The sequence below is a fragment of the Streptomyces sp. NPDC058662 genome, from assembly GCF_042716255.1.
Taxonomy (GTDB): Bacteria; Actinomycetota; Actinomycetes; order Streptomycetales; family Streptomycetaceae; genus Streptomyces.
On record NZ_JBHXRU010000064.1, the window covers coordinates 1 to 17,725 of the forward strand.

Below are 17,725 nucleotides of genomic sequence, written 5' to 3' on the forward strand. Positions count from 1 at the left end.
CCCGGGCACCCTTTACACGGTGCCCGGGGCCTCAGCACTGCACTGCGTGACCCGCGGGCCAGCGGGGTGGGTCAGGCGGACTTGGTCGGGGTCGGGGCCGGGGTGGGGGTCGGGGCGGGGGTGGCGGGCTTGATCTCGATCGTGATGATCAGCTCCACCTTCTCCGGGGTGATCAGCCGCAGGCGGTACGTGCCCGGGGCGGCGTCCGCGGTGGACAGCTCCGGCACGACGATCCTGCCGTCGGCGCCCGTGGCGGCCAGCAGCAGGCTGGTCACCTTCTTCCCGTCCGCGTCCTCGAAGTACGGGCCCTTCGCGGCCTCCGGGTCCACCGGGATCCACGTGCCCGGCTTCTTCGGGTCCTCCCGGAGCAGGCCGGCGGTGGCCGCGGTGCCGGCGACGGGCTTCTTGCCGGCTGTCGTGGCGAGGACCTCGATGCCCTCGACGCTCTTGCCGGCGTCCACCACGACAGGCCCCGTGCCGTCGGTGCGGACCAGCCGCTCCGCGACCGGCTTCGCCGTGACCGTACCGGCGAAGTTCACCGTGAGCCGGGCCACCTTGTCGTAGGTGGAGGCCCGCAGCGTGAAGGTGCCCGCCTCGGCGCCCGCCTTCAAGCCGGGCGCGGACGCGACGCCGTTCGCGTCCGTCGTGGCGACCAGGGAGTCCGCCGGGGTGGCGCCGAAGCCGGTACCGCCCGTGGTGTCCTCCTCGATCGCGAAGACGACCTCGTGGCCGACCGCCGGCTTCCCGTCGCTCAGCACCACCTTGACCCGCGGCGCCGCGGCGAAGGCCGATCCGGCCTCGGCCGTGATCCCGGCGCCGCCGAGCTGGGTCAGCTCGGCCACGTGCGGGGCGGGCTTCGCGGGCTCGGTCGGCTTGGTCGGCGGCTTGGTCGGCGTGGTCACCGGCGGAGTCGTCGGCGTGGTCACCGGCGGGGTGGTCGGCGTCGTGACCGGCGGCCGCGTGGCCGCGGGCTGCGGGGTGGGCAGGGTGCCCGGCAGCGGCGTCGGGTAGGTCCCGGCGGGCGGGTTGGGGATCTCGGCGACCCCGCCCTCCTGGTACTGCCGCATGTAGCCGAGCACGGTGTTCACGTACTCGCGGGAGTTGTTGTAGCTGAGGATCGCCGAATCCAGCTTGGCCGCGACCGACAGGTCACGGTCGCCCGCGCACAGGTAGAGGCCGGCGCCCAGCGCGGCGTCGTAGATGTTGTTCGGGTCCCGCTTCGCGTCGCCGTTGCCGTCGGCGCCCCAGGTGGCCCAGGTGGACGGGATGAACTGCATCGGGCCGACGGCCCGGTCGTAGACGACGTCCGCGTCGTACTCGCCGCGGTCGGTGTCGCGGATCTCCGCGAAGCCGTTGCCGTCGAGGCGGGGGCCGCGGATCGGCTTCTCGGTGTACCCGTCGGCCTTCAACCCGTAGCCCGAGGCGTGGACGGACTCGACCCGGCCGATGCCGGCGAGCAGCTGCCAGGGCAGCTTGCAGGTGGGCAGCGCGGCGGCCACGGCCACCTCCGCGCGGCGGTAGGCGTCGAGGGCCGTCCCGGGTATCCCGCTGGCCCCCTCCGGCGTGCCGGCGGCCGGCGCCGGCGTCGGGTCGGCGACATCGCCGGGCAGGTCGAGCCGGGCGTCGCCGCGGTCGGCGGCCTGCGGGCTGTCCGGCGTCGGCTCGGATTCGCCGGCGTCGGCGGTCGATGGAGTGCTCACGACGGCGGCGGTGGTCAGGCTCGCCGCGAGAGCGGCGGTGCACAGGACCTTGCGCGAGGTGTTGACGAGGTGACGGTGAAGCGGCTTCACAGTGCGGCGATCCCCCCAGGAGCCGTCAAAGGTGTCCGGCCGGTCGGGCCGTGAATATCCACTGTCTATCAGGTATTCGGAATCGACTCGCCGTCCCCTCGGGAGATGTGGCACACCATTCGTCTCGTCTTCACGGCGCCTCCGCGGACGAACGGAACCCGGACCTGGGACCCCGGCGGTTTTACCCTCAAGTCCCCTGGCTTGGCGGGTTTTGACCGTCTACGCCGAGGTTCATGCCGATACCGGGGCGGCCCGCCCGGCACTGGCCCGGACCGACCTCCGCCCAGACCGTCTTGCCCGGGTGGCGGGCCGACACCCCCCACTCCCGTGCCACGGCCGCCACCAGCCGCAGCCCCCGGCCGCCCTCCGCCGACCACGGGTCCACGGGCACGGGCTCCGGCGGCGGCGCCGCGTCGCCGTCGGCGTCGCTCACCATCACCCGTACGTTCTCCCGCCCGTCGTAGCGCATCCGCAGCTCGAAGTCCCGGCCCGGGACCCGGCCGTGCAGCACGGCGTTGGCCGCGAGTTCGCCGACCACGAGCCCGACGTCGTCGGAGAGCGGGCAGTCGAAGGGCACCCCCCAGAGGTCCAGCTGCGCCCGCGCCAGCCGCCGGGCGAGGCGGGCGCCCCGGCGGGTGGAGCTGAACCGCTGCCGGAAGTCCTGTGCCATGTCACTGATTTCGGTCGTCACCTCACCGAGCGTGGCGGTACGCCTCTACCCTTTCCAGCAGCGGCGGCGCTACGACGGTGATCCGTACGTACGCCGACCCCTTCGTGTACGGGCTGTACGGACGAGGGCGGATCAGCCGATGAACGACCTGTCGGAGCACGAGGAACGACCCGAACGCCCGGTGGAGGCGGACGGCACGGCACACCTGTTCCGCGCCCTGGGCAAACAGATCAAGGCACTGCGGGAGGCCGCCGACTTCCACCAGAAGGAACTGGCCGCCCGACTGCACGTCGGCGAGGACCTGATCGGCGCGATCGAACGCGGCGTCCGCACCCCGCAGCCGGACCTCCTGGAACGGGCCGACGCGGTGCTGGCGGCGCGGGGAGTCCTGCGGGCGGCGGTGCCGGAGGTGAGGGAGGCGTTGAAACGGGCCCGGACGCGGCACCCGGACTGGTTCCGGGACTATGCGCAAGCAGAGGCCTCGGCCCAGGCCATCCATGACTACAGCCACCAAGGTGTCATGGGCCTCCTGCAGACCGAAGGCCACGCTCGTGCGGTTTTCGCCAAGCGCCGTCCGCTCTTGGACGAGGAAACGATCGAAAAGCGGGTGCAGGACCGGCTGGCCCGCCAACAGATCTTCGAAAGCTGGCCCTCCCCCACGATCAGCCTGGTGCTGGACCAGAACCTGCTGGAACGCCAGGTCGGAGGGACGGAGGTTCACCGGGAGCAACTCAGGCGGTTCCTGGAGATCGGTCGCCTGCGGACCGTGGAACTTCAGGTGATGCCGTTCAGCCGGGGTGAACACGCGGCGATGGACGGTTCGTTCACACTTCTCCATCCGAAGGGCCGACAACAGGTCGCATACACCGAGGCGTACGGCCGTCCCCACCTGATCACCGACCCCGATCAGGTACGCATCATGGCGGAGCGCTATGGGATCATCCGGGCACAGGCGCTCACGCCAGACGAGTCCCTCGACCTGATCGAGAAGATGCTGGGAGAACCATGATGAACACCACCGACCTGGCCTGGTTCAAGAGCAGCTACAGCGACGGCGAAGGCGGCCAGTGCGTCGAAGTCGCCCTCGCCTGGCGGAAGTCCAGCTACAGCAGCGGCGAAGGCGGTCAGTGTGTCGAGGTGGCCGCCTGCCCCGCCGCCGTGCATGTCCGGGACTCCAAGGTGGCGGCGGGGCCCGAGCTGGCCGTGGCTCCTGGGAGCTGGAGCGCGTTTCTGGACGGGGTCGCGGCGGGCCGCTGATCCCGGCCGCCGCCCGGCGGCGGCCGGAGCGGCTCAGCGGCGGACGAGCGGGGTCTCGGAGGCTACGCGGGACAGTTTCTCCGGGTTGCGGACGTAGTAGAGGCTGCTGATGAGGGCGCCCTCGACGCGGACCGCCAGCACGCCGTCGAGCTCTCCGTCCAGGTGGACGAGGAGGGCCGGGGCGCCGTTGACCACGGTGGGGCTGACGGTGACCAGGTTCTGGTGCTTGCCGATGCCGCCCAGCATGAAGCGGGCCACCTTGTCGGCGCTGACGATCGGGCGCACCGCGGCCTGCTTGATGCCGCCGCCGTCGCTGAGGAGGACGACTTCCGGGGCGAGGACGTCGAGGAGGCCCTGGAGGTCTCCCGTTTCGAGGACGCGGCGGAACGAGTCCAGGGCGGCCCGGGTCTCGCTCAGGGAGACGACCTGGCGGGGACTGCGGGCGTCGACGTGCTTGCGCGCGCGGTGCGCGATCTGGCGTACGGCCGCGGGTGTCTTGTCGACGGCGGCGGCGATCTCCTCGTAGCTGACGTCGAAGACCTCGCGCAGGACGAAGACGGCGCGCTCGGTCGGCGCGAGCGTTTCGAGGACCAGCATCATCGCCATCGACACGCTCTCGGCGAGTTCCACGTCCTCGGCCACGTCCGGGGCGGTGAGCATCGGCTCGGGCAGCCACGGCCCGACGTACGCCTCCTTGCGGCGCTGCATCGTGCGCAGCCGGTTGAGGGCCTGCCGGGTGGTGATGCGGACCAGGTAGGCGCGCTGGTCCTGGACGTGGTCGAGGTCGACCGCCACCCACCGCAGCCAGGTCTCCTGCAGGACGTCCTCGGCGTCGGCCGCGGATCCGAGCATCTCGTAGGCGACGGTGAAGAGCAGGTTGCGGTGGGCGACGAAGCTCTCGGTCGCCGGGTCGGGGGCCTTCACAGCGAGATCCTTTCCTCGGGTGGCCGTCACCTCAGACGGTGACGGCCACCTCCTCACGCGTGGTCCGGAGCAGCTCCCGGCGCTTGCCGCCTCCCGAGAGGCGGTGCAGGCGGTAGCCGCCGGGCTTGCCGGCCTCGGCGGCGAGGTGCTTGACGACACCCTTGCAGACGGCTTCCTTGAGCTTCGCCCCCGGGCGGCCGTCGATCTTGAACCACACCGCGGTGTCGGAGCGGGTCGCGAACTGGAAGATGCCGCGGCTCCGGCCCAGGCTGATGCACTGACCGGCGAACCACTGGTTGAGCGTCTCGGGCCGTTCGCCCGCGATGCGGCTGAGCACGGTGTCGGCAGCCCGGGCGCCCATGGGCACCGCGGCTTGGCAGCTCATCCGCAGCGGCAGGCCCGACGGCGCGGCCGAGTCCCCGGCCGCGATGATGCGCGGGTCGTCCACGCTGGTCAGCGTCTCGTCCGTGAGGAGGCGGCCGAGGGCGTCGGTGCTCAGTCCGCTGCGCGCGGCCAGCTCCGGCACGCCGAAGCCCGCGGTCCAGACGGTCACCGCGCTCGGCAGCTCGCGGCCGTCGCCGAGCCGCACGGCGTCGCGGGTCACGGCCGTGACCTCCGCGTCTTCGAGCACGGTCACGCCGAGCTCCGCCAGACGTCCGGCGACCGAGCGACGGCCCCGGGTGTGCAGGTACGGGCCGAGCGCCCCGCCGCAGACCAGGGTCACGGCGCGGCCCGCCTCGGCCAGCTCGGCGGCCGTCTCGATGCCCGTCGGGCCCGCTCCGACCACGGTCACCGTGCCCTTCGCGGCGTCGAGGACCGGCCGCAGCCGCTCGGCCTCCTCGAAGGTGGCGATCGGGTGGGCGAACTCGGCGGCGCCGGGCACCCGCGGGTCGGCGCTGCCGCTGCCGACGGCGTAGACCAGGTAGTCGTAGCCGACCGTGCCGCCCGAGGCGAGCTCCACGGCGCGGCCGGCCGCGTCCATCCGCACCACGCTGTCGACCACCAGGTCGACGCCCTCGGCCAGGACCTCCCGGTAGTCGACGACCGCGCTGTCGGTACCCGCCACCAGCTGGTGCAGGCGGATGCGGTGCACGAAGCTCGGGCGGGGGTTGACCAGCGTCACGGTCACGTCCTCCCGCCGCGTCAGGCGGTTGGCCGCCATGACTCCGGCGTATCCGCCGCCGATGACGACCACGTGGGTGTTCTCAGTCATTGCCGCTCCTCCGTCAAGGGGTGTTCGACCTCAAGACACCGCCCGCCCCGCCCTTGTGACACCTCACGCCGACTTTTCTTGTCGAACACGTTGAACGGAGGCAGGCGGGGTGTCCGGGCCCCGCCGTCGCCCGTCAGCCCCCGTACAACTCCGCGATCTCCCGCTCGTACACCCGCGCCACCACCGCCCGCCGCAGTTTCAGGGTCGGCGTCAGGGTGCCCGACGCCACCGAGAAGTCCTGCGGCAGGACGTGGAAGGCCCGGATGCGCGCCGGGCGGGAGACCGTGGCGTTCGCCTCCGCCACCGCCGTTGCTATCAGGGCCCGCACCCTGGCGTCCGTCGACGGGATCAGGGTCTCCGCGTCCACGCCCTCCCGATGCGCCCAGGCCGCCAGTTCCTCCGCGTCCAGGGTGATCAGGGCGACCGGGTGCGGGCGGCCGTCGCCGATGAGGACCGCGCGCGAGACGTACCGCGAGCGCTGGACGGCGAACTCGACCTCCGTCGGGGTGATGTTCTTACCGGCGGAGGTGATGATCAGCTCCTTCTTGCGGCCGGTGATCCGCAGGTAGCCGTCCCCGTCCAGGGCGCCCAGGTCGCCGGTGTGCAGCCAGCCCTCGGCGTCCACCGCCCCGGCCGTCGCGGCCTCGTTCGCGTGGTAGCCCGGGAAGACCATCGGGCCCCGCGCGAGCACCTCCCCGTCCGGCGCGATGCGCACCTCGCAGCCGGCGATCGGGCGGCCGACCGTGCCGGGGCGGACGGCGTGCGGGTGGTTGAGGGAGATGACGCCCCCGGACTCCGTCATCCCGTACCCCTCGTAGACCGCGATCCCGCATGCCCGCAGGAAGTCCATCGTGGCCGGGGCGATCGGGGCCCCGCCCGTGAGCGCCCACTTCAACCGGCCCCCGAAGGCGCCCCTGACCAGCGAGTACAAGGAGTCCTCCGCCGCCTCGTACGCCTTCTCGGACTCGCGCGGCAGCCGGCCTTCCGCTTTGAGCACGCCCAGCCGCACCGCCTCCTCGAAGCGCTCCCGGCCGCCCTCGCGGGACTCCGCGAGCGAGAGGACCACCGTGTGCAGCTTCTCGAACAACCGGGGCACGGACGGCAGATGGGTGGGCCGCACCTCCGCGAGCTCGGCCAGCACGTCCTCGATCCGGCCGCCGAAGTAGCAGAGCTCCCCGCCCTCCAGCAGGGTCGTGAACTGGACGAGCTGGGCCAGCAGGTGCGCCAGCGGCAGGTACAGGTACGTGGAGTCCCCCGGGCCGCCCCTGATCAGCGGGAGGGTCGCGTCCTGGATCGCGCCCAGGTTCCCGTGGGTGAGGCGGCAGCCCTTGGGCAGGCCCGTCGTGCCCGACGTGTAGACGATGGACGCGTCCCTCGCGGCGGACACGGACGCCGCCCGCGCCAGGAGCGCGCGCTCGGGCGCCCGCGGCAGCGACGGCAGCGCGTCCATCAGGACCACCGCCCGCAGCGCCGGCAGCTGCGCGCGCAGTGCCTCGACCCGCTCGCGCTGCGCCTCGTCGTCGCAGACCACGACGACCGCCTCGGAGTCCGACAGGACCCAGGCCAGTTCCGCCTCCCCCGCCGTCGGGTAGACCGGCACCAGGACCGCGCCCGCCGCCAGCACCGCGAAGTGCGTGTACGTCCACTGCGGCCGGGTCTCCGCCAGGACGGCCACCCGCTCGCCCCCGGCCACCCCCAGGCCGAGCAGCGCCCGGCCCGCCGCCCGGACGGCCGCGCCCAGCTCGGCGTACGTGCGGGTCCGCCAGCCGCCGTCCCCGTCGCGGAACCTGAGGGCCGGCTCGGGCCCGTACCGCTCCTCGGTCCACTGGGTGAACTCCGCCAGCGTGCTCGGCCGATGGTCCATCGCGCGCCCTCCCCGGGATAGGTGACCCCCGACGCTAGGCAGGGCCCTGGGCGCGACGGCATGACCGGAAGCGTCAGCCCCGCTGACCCCAGCGCTCAACGGCCGCGGCCGAACGCGGCCGGGCCCCGACCCGCGCACATCCGGCCGCCGACCCGGGCACATCCCGGCCGCCGACCCGAGCCGACCCCGAGCCGACCCCGGCCGACCCCGGCCGACCCGTGCCGCTCCGTATCGCACGGCGCCGCGGCGGGCTACCGTCGGACCATGGGGAGGCGGACGATCACCGTGCACCATGTGCGGGCCGTGCTCGCGGGAGCCCGCGGCAGCGGCGTCGACACCGTGCCGCTGCTCCAGGAGGCGCAGATCCCGCCGCTGCTGCTGGGGGACGACCGGGCGCGGATCACGCCCGCGCAGTTCGCCCGGCTGTTCCGGGCCCTGTACCGGACCACGCAGGACGAGTTCCTCGGGCTGAGCCCGGTCCCGAGCCGCCCCGGTACCTTCGCGATGATGTGCTACGCCTCGCTGGGCTGCCGCGACCTGGGCGCCGCGACGCAGCGCGCGGCCGCCTTCTACGGGCTGTTCCCCGGCGGGCCGGAGCTGGCCCTCGAAGTGGCCGGCCGCGAGGCCCGGTTCACCGTGGGCAACGACTTCGAGCGGGACGAGGAGCGCTTCCTCACCGAGTGCGTGCTCGCGATCTGGCACCGGCTGAGCAGCTGGCTGGTGGGACGGCGCATCCCGCTGGCGCACGCCGCCTTCGCCTATCCCCCGCCGCCGCACGCGCAGGAGTACGAGGTCCTCTTCGACTGCCCGGTCCGCTTCGGGGCGGAGCGTACGGGCGCCGCCTTCGACGCGGGCTGGCTGACCGCTCCGCTGGTACGGGACGAGCCCGCGCTCGACGCGATGCTGCGGCGGGCCCCCTTCGACCTGCTGTCCCGGCCGGAGTACGGGACCACGGTCGCGGAGCAGGTGCGCCGGACGCTGACGCAGCGGCTGCGGACCTCGCCGAGGCTGCCCGCGCTCGGGGAGGTCGCCGCGCGGCTGGCCGTGTCCCCGGCGACGCTGCGGCGCCGGCTGCAGCGGGAGGGGACGTCGTTCCAGGAGCTCAAGGACCATGTGCGGCGGGACGCGGCCATCGCCGGGCTCGCGGAGAGCGGTGAGCCGATCGCGGAACTCGCCGCCCGGCTGGGGTTCTCGGAGGACACCGCCTTCCACCGCGCGTTCAGGCGCTGGACGGGCACGACACCGGGGGCGTACCGGATCGCCTCGGGCGGCTGACCGGCGCGCGCCGGCGCCGTGCCGTCCGCCGCGGACGCTGATGACCGGCGCTGATGACCGGCGCTGATGACCGGCGCCGATGACCGACAGGTCGGCCGGATCCGGCCGCCTGTCGGTGTCATGTCAGCACCCGTCGATGCTGCAGGCCGCGCCCCGCATGACGGCCTGATCGGCCTGGGCTTCCAGGACGGCCTTGCGGATCTGGACCACGCTGGGAACGCCCTCGATGCGGTGGCGCTCGCCGATGATGATCGTCGGAGCCACCGAGACCCGGTAGGCCTCCGCCGTCCGCAGCGCTTCCCGATGGGCCTCGGTGTAGGTCCCGGCCGTCAGGGCCGCACCGAACTGAGCCGCGTCGAGGCCGAGTTCGGCCGCGATGCCGGTCAGTACGTCCACCTGCCCGATGTCCAGGTCCTCCTGGAAGAAGGCCCGGAGCATGCGCGGCGTGTACTCGGCCGCCTTGCCGTGCTCGGCCGCGTACTGGTAGCCCTCGAAGGCCAGGCGGCTGTAGGGCTGCGGCGAGACCGTGGGCAGGGTGATGTCGACACCCATCCTGCGGGCCATCGGGTAGACCGCGCGGGCCCAGATGGCGGGCAGGTACTCATCCTCGGGGCGCAGCGTCGGCGTCGGGAACGGCCGCAGCTCGAAGGGCATCCACTCGATCTCGACGTCGAGGTCGTGGGTCGCCTCGTGGAGGGGCCCCTCGGCCAGCATGCAGAACGGACAGACGTAGTCCGACCACACCTTGATGTTGACCTTGCCGGTCGCCTCGGTCATGCGCGCCTCCCTCGTCGGGTCAGGAACTCCTCGAACGGCTTCGTCCCGCCCTGCACGGGCAGCGAGGTCACCTCGACGCCCCAGTCCACCGGGTCCTCGGCGAAGATCGAGTACGAACCGGTGTAGTCGAAGCCGTATCCGGCGGCCGTCTTGCGGTCGACCGCGTAGACGATGTGGCCCACGTTGAAGTAGAGGGCCACCATGTAGCACATGGCGCAGGGCTCGCCCGAGGCGATCAGGGTGGACCCGGCGGTCGCGTACAGGCCGTGCTTGGCGGCCGCCTCGCGCAGCGCGACCACTTCGGCGTGGGCGCTGGGGTCGTTGTCCTCCATCACCCGGTTGAAGCCGGTGCCGAGGACCCGGCCGTTGCCGACCACGATGCCGGAGAAGGGGATGCCGCCCTTGGCCACGTGCTCACCGCTGATCCGAACGGCTTCTTCGACGTGTTCGGTCAAGCGGTCCTGGGGGATGCGCATGTCGGCTCTCCCCCTCATACGGAGGTCAGGCGGAGCAGCACGGCGCCACCGATGATCGCGGCGAAGGAGGCCAGGCGGGCGGCGGTGATCTTCTCCTTGAAGAGGATCGCGCCGAAGATGACGGTGCCGACGCCGCCGATGCCGGTCCAGATGGTGTAGCCGACACTCACGTCCAGCTCGCGCAGGGCCAGCGAGAGGGTGTAGATGCCGCCGGCGGCGGCGGCGAGGGTGAGCACGGAGGGCCACAGGCGGGTGAAGCCCTTCGTCGCGTTCGTCCCGAGGGCGAAGGCGATCTCGAAGAGGATGGCGATGCCGAGGAAGACCCAGGTCATGGCTGGTGGCCTTTCTTTCTGCTGAGGAGAGCGGACGGAGCGGAGCGGTGGGGACGGCCGCGCGGCGGTGCCGCGTGACGGTGCTGCGTGACGGTGTTGCCCGGTGGCGTTGCGTGACGGTGTTGCCCGGTGGCGTTGCCGCGACGGTGTCGCGCGATGGTGCTACGCGACGGTGGCGGGCGGAGCGGTCACCGGCTTCTCGGCGGCAGCGGCGGCCGCGGCGGCCTTCTTGGCCGCGAAGGTGTCGGAGACGCGCAGACCGGTGGCGCCGCCGATGATGAGGAAGAAGGCGATGACCTTCCAGACGGTCATCGGCTCGTCGTAGATGACCGTGCCGAAGACGACGGTGCCGACGCCGCCGATACCGGCCCAGACGGTGTAGCCGACGCCGACGTCGATGGTCTTGAGGGCCTGCGACAGCGTGTAGATGCCGCAGGAGGCCGCGGCGGCCGTCAGGAGCGAGGGCCACAGCTTGGTGAAGCCGTCCGTGGCCTCGGTGCTGAGGGCGAAGGTGATCTCGAAGAGCGAGGAGAACAGCAGCCAGGCCCAACCCTTGGACGTGGAGCTGCTCGCGGCGGTAGCCGTGGTGCTGGACATGTGCCCCCCAGGTAGTTGCTTGTACGTGCATTTATTATCACTGCGTGCGCGCCCGCTTGCAACAACGAGCGATGAACAAGAGCTTGCATGGTCATGTATCTTGATGTCAAACGCACCACCGGAGGAGGCCCTTCCATGACCACCACACCTCACACCCTGCCCGCTTCCTCTGACCAGGCCACCTGGAGCAGAATCCTGGCCCTGCACGCACGCGTGGAGCGCCAGCTGGGACAGGCCATGCAGCGGCGGCACGGCATCGGGCTCTCCGAGTACCGGGCGCTGGAGGACCTCGCACGGGCCGGCGACGGCGAGCTGCGCATGCAGGAGCTGGCCGACCGGATCGGACTCGGCCAGAGCTCCGTGACCCGCCTCGTGGGCCGCCTGGACGCGGCCGGCTTCGCGTTCAAGGACCTCTGCCCGGCCGACAAGCGGGGCGTCTACGCAGTCATCACCGAGGAGGGGCGGCAGCGTTACAACGAGGCCCGCGCCACCTACGCGGACGTACTCAGCTCCGCGCTGAACAGCGCCGGGGCCGATCCACACCTGGCCGGCACGGTGCAGGCACTGCGCAGCACCACCTGACAACGCACCACCTGACAGCCCGCGACTCCCACCCCCACCCGACCGCGCCGGACACCGCGAGCGCGACCGCGCCGCCCCGGACACGCGCCACCGCGCCGTACCGGACACCACCGAACGGCCCCACCGGGCCCGCGGCGCACCGCCCCATCAGGGCCCCGCCGCGCACTCCCGATCCACCGCCGACGCGCCGCCCGCCCGTCGGGCCCGCGCCCCGTCGACGCCGACCGGCCGGCCGCCGCCCGGAGCGGCGCCCCCGGTCCCGCGATCCGCCCCCGTCCGGCTCCGCACGCTCCCGCGTCCGGCGCCGTGACGCGGCGGCCCGTCCCGGTTCCGCGCACCCGCCGCCGGGCCCGTGCGCCGCACCCCTTGCAGGACCCCTCCCCCGCCCTCACCCCCCGCTCGACGGCCGCAGGGCTCTCCGCGACCACTTCGGAGATGATCGCGGACTTGTACATGCAAGTCACCCTCGCGTGGCGAGTCCGTCAAATGTGACTTAGGCCACCCCTCGGGCCCAATTCATTTGCTTGACTCTGCATGCAAGTGCCGATGTAACGTCTGCCTCGGCATCGATCACGGGGGGCTGTGAGGCGGGTCTGCGGCACTGCCGCGCCCTGGCCGCAGGCGTTGTCCGCGCCGAACGAGAGCGCGCGCTCCTTCCCCCTGATCACTTCGGTGGATCCGTCCGGATCTTCAATGACAGAGGGGGACCTGTGCCTTCACGGCGCCTTGTCGACGCGCTGGCCTCGCACGAACGGAGCCGGCCGGGGAGCGCGGCGCTCGTCCTCGCCGAGCGCACGGTGACATACGGAGAACTCGCGGCACGTGCCGAGGAGTTAGGGACGGCGCTGAACGCACTGGAGCTCGGTCGCGACCAGCCCCTGTGCATCCCCGCGCACAAGACGCCCGAGACCGTGGCCCTGCTCCTCGCGGCCTTCCGGGCCGGGTACGCCGTCCTGGCCCCGTCGCCGGACCTGGGCAGCGGGTCCCTGGAGACCCTGTGCGCCCAGGCACGTTGCTCGCAGGTACTGACCGCGGACCACGACGGCCTGCACGCCTCGGCACTCGCACCGGACCCGAAGGCGGCGGAAGGGTTCGACGCCGTCGACCCCGACCGGGTCAAACTGCTCCTGACGACGTCCGGTTCCACCGGGACCCCGAAGATCGTGCCCATTGCCGCGGCCGCGTTCGACAACTTCGCGGACTGGGCCGTCGAGAGGTTCGAGCTCACCTCCTCCGGGACGGCGCTCAGCTACGCCCCGCTCAACTTCGACCTCTCGCTGCTCGACCTCTGGACCTTCCTCCTCCTCGGGGCGCGGGTCGTGCTGGTCGAGCCCGCGCTCAGCACGGACCCCCGCCACCTGCGGAAACTCCTCACCACGTACGACATCGACTTCATCCAGGGCGTCCCCATGCTGTTCCGCCTGCTCACGCAGGACGGGGCGGACACCCCGGACACGGCGGGCGGCGCGCAGCCCGCCGCGGCCTACCCGCGAGCCCGTACGGTGATCTTCACCGGTGACGCGGTGCCCCCGATGCTGCTGCGGGACATCGGCCGGGCCTTCCCGGACGCCCGGTTCCACAACGTCTTCGGCTGCACCGAGACGAACGACAGCTTCATCCACGACGTCGTACCGGCGACGGCCGGTCCCAGGATCCCGATCGGCCGGCCGGTGGCCGGCGCCCGGGCCCTGATCCTCGACGACGGGGGGAAGGTCGTCGAGGGGCCCGGCACGGGCGAGCTGCTGGTGACCACGCCCTTCCAGACCTTCGGATACCTGCAACTCTCCCGCAACGCGGACGTCTTCGTCCCGGCGCCCGACGGCACGGACGCGGTCTTCTACCGCACCGGCGACGTCGTCACCCGGGACGCCGCCGGCCTGTACTTCCTGGACGGGCGCACCGACTTCCAGATCAAGGTCCGCGGCGTGCGGACCAACCTGCAGGAGGTCGAGAACGTACTCGCCGCCCATCCGGACGTGGCCGAGGCGGCCGTGGTCGCGATCCCGGACGCCGAGGCCGGCTACAAGCTGCACGCGGAAGTCACCCGCGTGCCCGGCACGGAGCTCTCCTCGCTGCGGCTGCGCACCCACAGCGCCAAGAACCTGCCCCGCCACGCCATCCCGTCCTCGCTCACCGTCAGCGACGCACCGCTGCCGCGCACCTCCACGGGGAAACCCGACCGCAACCACATCAAGCACACCCGACAGAAGGGGAAGGCCGCATGAGCGACCTCGTGACCGAGATCCGCACCTACGTCGTCAACGAGTTCCTGGACGGCGAGGACTCCGCCGAACTGACCGCCGAATTCGACCTGATCGAGAGCGGGATCGTCGACAGCCTCGGCCTCGTCCGGGTCATCTCGCACGTCTCCCGGACCTACTCGATACCGGTCGACGACATCCCGATCGTCCCGGACAACTTCCGCTCGATCGCAGCCATCTGCGACGTCATCAGGGGCGCGGTCAAGACCGCCGCCTGACACACCGCTTCACTCCCGCACGGCCGACCCCTCATAAGGAGCACACCATGATCGTACGCAGCACCGACGAGCTCGCCCCCGTCGAGTGGGGCAACGGCACCAGCCACCGCCTTCTCACCGAGGCCGACGGCATGGGCTTCACCGTCTGCGAGACGCTCGTCCGCAAGGGGAGCACCAGCCCCCTGCAGTACGTCAGACACCTTGAGGCCTGCTACTGCACCGGCGGCTCGGGCGAGGTCGTCACCGCCGACGGCACCCGCTACAAGATCACCGCGGGGACCATCTACGCGCTGGACAACCACGACCCGCACTACCTCATCGCCTCGGACGACGAGGACCTGAAGCTCATCTCCGTCTTCAGCCCGGCCCTGCGCGGCGACGAGAAGCACACCATCTCCCCGGACGGCTTCTCCCAGTACTGAGCCGAGTGATCACGGGGTGCCCGCCCCGCTGCGGGCGCCCCGCCATCCCACAAGCCAACCACTCGAAGGCCGACGCCTCCATGATACATGCACAGTCCACGCAACAACACTCCGACGCCGAATCCGATGTGTACTCGCTCGCGGCTCCCTGGTCCGAGCAGCTCAACAGCTCCGTAGCGGACTGGGACGCGCGCGGCGAGTTCCCCTGGGACAAGTGGAAGACCGTCCGGGAGTCCGGCATCCTCGCGGTGCCCTTCGAGGAGCAGTACGGCGGCATGGGCCGCTCCCTGACCGACACCATGCGCGCGCTGGAGGGCCTCGGCCACACCTGCCGCGACGCCGGCCTCAGCTTCTCGACGTCAACGCAGATCGTCAGCGTGGGCGTGCCCCTGCAGGCCTTCGCCAAGCAGGAGCTCAAGGACCGGTTCCTCCCGAGGATCATCTCGGGCGAGCTGGTCACCGCGCACGCCATCACCGAGCCCGACAACGGCTCGGACGCGCTGAACATCTCGACCACCGCGACGCGGGACGGTGACGACTACGTCATCGACGGCGGCAAGATGTTCATCACCAACGCGCCGATCGCCGACCTGTTCCTGCTGTACGTGCGCACCGGCACTCCCGGCCCGTTCGGCCTGAGCGTCTTCCTCGTCGAGCGGGACACCCCCGGCCTGACGGTCGGCGAGCCGCTGGACAAGATGGGCCTGCGGACCTCCCCGCTGAGCGAGGTCACCTTCGACGGGCTGCGGGTGCCCGCGTCGCGCCGCATCGGCCAGGAGGGCGCAGGCTTCCTGATCCTCGACCACGTCATGAAGCGGGAGATCCTCTTCTCCTTCTCCATCACGCTCGGCGAGATGAGCCACCGCCTGGAGCAGGTCCTCGGCTACGCGAAGTCGCGACGCCAGTTCGGCCGGCCGATCGGCGGCTTCCAGGCCGTCTCCCACAAGATCGCCGATATGAAGATCGCCGTGGAGACCGCCCGCAAGTGGCTCACGGACACCGGGGCGAAGGTCGAGGCCGGCGAGGACGCCGCGATCGACATCGCCGCCACGAAGACCGTGGTCAGCGAGGCGAACACGCGGACCGCCCTGGACGCCGTCCAGATCTTCGGCGGCAGGGGCTACCTGACCTCCACCGGCGTCGAGGCGGACCTGCGCAACGCCGTCGCCGGCACCATCTACTCCGGCACCAGCGAAATCCAACGCAACCGCATCGCCTCGCTGATGGGCCTGTGAGCCGGTGCCGAACGAAAGGGCAACCATGAGTGCGATCACCCTGAGCGAGATCGAGCGGCTCACCGCTCCCACCGACTTCCTGGACTACGAGACCGACGCGGTGCAGGCCTTCGTCGACAACGCGGTCAAGGACCGGGGCGCCGACAAGCGGCAGATGGCGACGGAGCTGTACTACGCCGTCCGCGACGAGGTCTTCTACGAGGTGTACGGAGCCGACCTGTCCCGCGAGGGCCTGCGGGCGAGCCGCACCGTCACCACGCAGAAGGGTTTCTGCCTGCACAAGTCGGTGCTGTACGCGGCCGCCTGCCGGGCGGTCGGCATCCCGGCCCGGATCCACTACGGCGACGTGCGCAACCACCTCGCCTCCGACCGGCTGCGCGCGCACATCGGCGGCGACGTCTTCTTCCACGGCCTCAACTCCATCTATCTGGACGGCCGTTGGATCAAGGCCACCCCGGTCTTCAACGCCATCCTGTGCAAGCTCTACGGGATGAAGCCGCTGGAGTTCGACGGCACGGCCGACAGCCTCCACCACCCCTTCGACGACCAGGGCCGCCAGAGCATGGAGTTCCTCGTCGACCACGGCGGCTTCGACGACGTCCCGTACGAGTTCGTGATGGCGAACATGACCCGCAAGCACCCGGGCTTCCTGAACACCGAGGGAACCGGCACCGTGCGCGGCGGCTCACTGGCCGCCGAAGCCGCGCTCTGACCCCTTCCCCCTTCACAGAGGAGTACCGAGATGAGCAGCCCGAAGGCCGAACAGGACGGCTGGGAGGCCCGCGCACGCGTGGGCGTCGTGGTACCCCACGCGGACGTCGGCCCCGAGTCCGAGCTCCAGGCCATGGCCCCGCGCGACGTGTTCATCCACGGCTCGCGCGTCCACTTCGGCGCGATGCGCGCCGGCGGCGAGATGGACCCGAAGATCCCGCACGACCCGGTGCAGGCCTTCGTCGAGCCGCCGCACATCGACAACGCGGTGGAACTGCTGGCCGCGTCGCCGCTCGACGTGATCGCGCTCGGCTTCACCAGCTCCGCGTACGTGCTGGGCGCCGCCGGCGAGAAGGACCTGTTCGACCGGCTCGCCCAGTACACCCGCGGCCTGCCGGTCACCGGCACCACCCGGGCGGCCGTCGCGGGCTTCGCGGCGCTGGGCGCCCGGCGGGTGGCCGTCGTCAACCCGCCGTGGTTCGACGACAAACTGTCCGCCCTCGGCCGCGACTACTTCAGCGAGCAGGGCTTCACGGTCGCCCACCACGGGCCCTGCGGGCTGCCCAGCAACCAGAAGCTGATCACCCCCGAGGCGCTGTCCGAGTGGATCCGCACCACGGTGGCCGACCACAGCCCGGACGCGGTGCTCGTCGCGGGCAACGGCATCCGCGCGGTCGGCGTCATCAACGCCCTGGAGCGGGAGCTGGGGTTCTCGGTGCTCACCGCCAACCAGGTCCTGCTGTGGCACGCCCTGCACCTGGCGGGTGCCGGGCACGTGGCGGGCGAGATCACCGACCGGGGCCGGCTCTTCTCCGTCGCGCCGTCGGACGTCGCGGCATGAGCCTGCTGGCGGCCGACGGGCATGCGGCGCTGTGCCGCACGCCCGAGGGGGACAGTTACCGGATCCCGCTGGTCTGCTGGCGCGACGACGGCAGCGCCGTGTACGGGATGGTCCTGCACCGGGGCTCCTTGCGCCGGGCCGAGCAGGTGCCGGGCTTCCGCCGGTACACCGACGAGCACGCCCCCGGCACGCCGGCCGGTTCGCAGGACGCGCGGGAGAGGCCCGAGCGGTACGCCGACCTGACGGGCTGAGGGGCCTCGCGGGCGCGGGGGTGTGGCCG

General features: G+C 71.8%; 20 protein-coding genes. 11 read left to right on the forward strand and 9 right to left on the reverse strand.

What is annotated here, in order from left to right:
* Positions 1-71: 71 nt before the first annotated feature.
* Complete coding sequence (locus tag ACFWUQ_RS21300) at positions 72-1,790, reverse strand: lytic transglycosylase domain-containing protein (protein WP_384540186.1); 1,719 nt, start codon at positions 1,788-1,790, stop codon at positions 72-74.
* 187 nt (positions 1,791-1,977) lie between these two features.
* Complete coding sequence (locus ACFWUQ_RS21305; RefSeq protein WP_384540285.1) at positions 1,978-2,460, reverse strand: ATP-binding protein; 483 nt, start codon at positions 2,458-2,460, stop codon at positions 1,978-1,980.
* Between the two features lie 139 nt (positions 2,461-2,599).
* Between ACFWUQ_RS21305 and ACFWUQ_RS21310 the strand changes: the two genes are divergently transcribed.
* Both ACFWUQ_RS21310 and ACFWUQ_RS21315 read left to right on the forward strand, forming a co-directional pair.
* Positions 2,600-3,469, forward strand: coding sequence for a Scr1 family TA system antitoxin-like transcriptional regulator (locus tag ACFWUQ_RS21310; protein WP_384540189.1), 870 nt, complete (start codon positions 2,600-2,602; stop codon positions 3,467-3,469).
* The gene (locus ACFWUQ_RS21315; protein WP_384540287.1) at positions 3,469-3,717 is read left to right on the forward strand and encodes a DUF397 domain-containing protein; all 249 of its coding nucleotides are present in this window, start codon (positions 3,469-3,471) and stop codon (positions 3,715-3,717) included. The genes ACFWUQ_RS21310 and ACFWUQ_RS21315 overlap by 1 nt, the downstream gene beginning before the upstream one ends.
* A 33-nt stretch (positions 3,718-3,750) precedes the next feature.
* Here the strand turns inward: ACFWUQ_RS21315 and ACFWUQ_RS21320 are convergent, their stop codons facing one another.
* From ACFWUQ_RS21320 to ACFWUQ_RS21330, 3 genes are all read right to left on the reverse strand, one after another.
* Positions 3,751-4,641: an RNA polymerase sigma-70 factor gene (locus ACFWUQ_RS21320; protein WP_384540192.1), complete on the reverse strand. Its 891-nt coding sequence runs from the start codon at positions 4,639-4,641 to the stop codon at positions 3,751-3,753.
* A 31-nt stretch (positions 4,642-4,672) separates the two neighbouring features.
* Positions 4,673-5,854: an NAD(P)/FAD-dependent oxidoreductase gene (locus tag ACFWUQ_RS21325; protein WP_384540195.1), complete on the reverse strand. Its 1,182-nt coding sequence runs from the start codon at positions 5,852-5,854 to the stop codon at positions 4,673-4,675.
* Positions 5,855-5,987: 133 nt separating this feature from the next.
* Positions 5,988-7,718, reverse strand: a complete 1,731-nt coding sequence (locus ACFWUQ_RS21330; RefSeq protein ID WP_384540198.1) for an AMP-dependent synthetase/ligase — start codon at positions 7,716-7,718, stop codon at positions 5,988-5,990.
* A gap of 264 nt (positions 7,719-7,982) precedes the next feature.
* Between ACFWUQ_RS21330 and ACFWUQ_RS21335 the strand changes: the two genes are divergently transcribed.
* Positions 7,983-8,993 carry an AraC family transcriptional regulator gene (locus tag ACFWUQ_RS21335; protein ID WP_384540201.1) on the forward strand — a complete coding sequence of 337 codons (1,011 nt, stop codon included), beginning with the start codon at positions 7,983-7,985 and terminating at the stop codon, positions 8,991-8,993.
* Positions 8,994-9,116: 123 nt separating this feature from the next.
* On the opposite strand, the gene ACFWUQ_RS21340 is transcribed toward ACFWUQ_RS21335, so the two are convergent.
* The 4 genes from ACFWUQ_RS21340 to ACFWUQ_RS21355 all read right to left on the reverse strand — a co-directional run bounded on the left by ACFWUQ_RS21340 (position 9,117) and on the right by ACFWUQ_RS21355 (position 11,175).
* Complete coding sequence (locus tag ACFWUQ_RS21340) at positions 9,117-9,770, reverse strand: DsbA family protein (protein ID WP_384540204.1); 654 nt, start codon at positions 9,768-9,770, stop codon at positions 9,117-9,119.
* Positions 9,767-10,246: a nucleoside deaminase gene (locus tag ACFWUQ_RS21345; protein ID WP_384540207.1), complete on the reverse strand. Its 480-nt coding sequence runs from the start codon at positions 10,244-10,246 to the stop codon at positions 9,767-9,769. The genes ACFWUQ_RS21340 and ACFWUQ_RS21345 overlap by 4 nt, the downstream gene beginning before the upstream one ends.
* 14 nt (positions 10,247-10,260) lie before the next feature.
* Positions 10,261-10,578 (reverse strand): DMT family transporter, encoded by a 318-nt coding sequence (locus ACFWUQ_RS21350; RefSeq protein ID WP_384540211.1) that lies wholly within the window; start codon positions 10,576-10,578, stop codon positions 10,261-10,263.
* 162 nt (positions 10,579-10,740) lie between these two features.
* A complete protein-coding gene (locus tag ACFWUQ_RS21355; RefSeq protein WP_384540214.1) occupies positions 10,741-11,175 on the reverse strand; it encodes a DMT family transporter in 435 nt (144 codons plus the stop codon).
* 135 nt (positions 11,176-11,310) lie between these two features.
* Here ACFWUQ_RS21355 and ACFWUQ_RS21360 point away from each other — a divergent pair, with 135 nt between their 5' ends.
* The 8 genes from ACFWUQ_RS21360 (at position 11,311) to ACFWUQ_RS21395 (ending at position 17,696) form a co-directional block, all read left to right on the forward strand.
* Positions 11,311-11,757 carry a MarR family winged helix-turn-helix transcriptional regulator gene (locus tag ACFWUQ_RS21360; protein ID WP_384540217.1) on the forward strand — a complete coding sequence of 149 codons (447 nt, stop codon included), beginning with the start codon at positions 11,311-11,313 and terminating at the stop codon, positions 11,755-11,757.
* A gap of 710 nt (positions 11,758-12,467) precedes the next feature.
* On the forward strand, positions 12,468-13,982 hold the full coding sequence (locus ACFWUQ_RS21365; RefSeq protein WP_384540220.1) for an AMP-binding protein: 1,515 nt from the start codon (positions 12,468-12,470) through the stop codon (positions 13,980-13,982).
* The gene (locus tag ACFWUQ_RS21370; protein ID WP_384540223.1) at positions 13,979-14,236 is read left to right on the forward strand and encodes an acyl carrier protein; all 258 of its coding nucleotides are present in this window, start codon (positions 13,979-13,981) and stop codon (positions 14,234-14,236) included. Before ACFWUQ_RS21365 ends, ACFWUQ_RS21370 begins: the two co-directional genes overlap by 4 nt.
* Positions 14,237-14,283: 47 nt before the next feature.
* Entirely contained in the window at positions 14,284-14,658 is a 375-nt protein-coding gene (locus ACFWUQ_RS21375; RefSeq protein WP_384540225.1) for an ectoine synthase, read from the forward strand.
* An 80-nt stretch (positions 14,659-14,738) separates the two neighbouring features.
* Positions 14,739-15,893 carry an acyl-CoA dehydrogenase family protein gene (locus ACFWUQ_RS21380; RefSeq protein WP_384540228.1) on the forward strand — a complete coding sequence of 385 codons (1,155 nt, stop codon included), beginning with the start codon at positions 14,739-14,741 and terminating at the stop codon, positions 15,891-15,893.
* 25 nt (positions 15,894-15,918) lie between these two features.
* Positions 15,919-16,605, forward strand: a complete 687-nt coding sequence (locus ACFWUQ_RS21385; protein ID WP_384540231.1) for a transglutaminase family protein — start codon at positions 15,919-15,921, stop codon at positions 16,603-16,605.
* 30 nt (positions 16,606-16,635) lie between these two features.
* Positions 16,636-17,445: a maleate cis-trans isomerase gene (locus ACFWUQ_RS21390; RefSeq protein WP_384540234.1), complete on the forward strand. Its 810-nt coding sequence runs from the start codon at positions 16,636-16,638 to the stop codon at positions 17,443-17,445.
* Positions 17,442-17,696 (forward strand): DUF6253 family protein, encoded by a 255-nt coding sequence (locus tag ACFWUQ_RS21395; protein ID WP_384540237.1) that lies wholly within the window; start codon positions 17,442-17,444, stop codon positions 17,694-17,696. Before ACFWUQ_RS21390 ends, ACFWUQ_RS21395 begins: the two co-directional genes overlap by 4 nt.
* Positions 17,697-17,725: the final 29 nt, after the last annotated feature.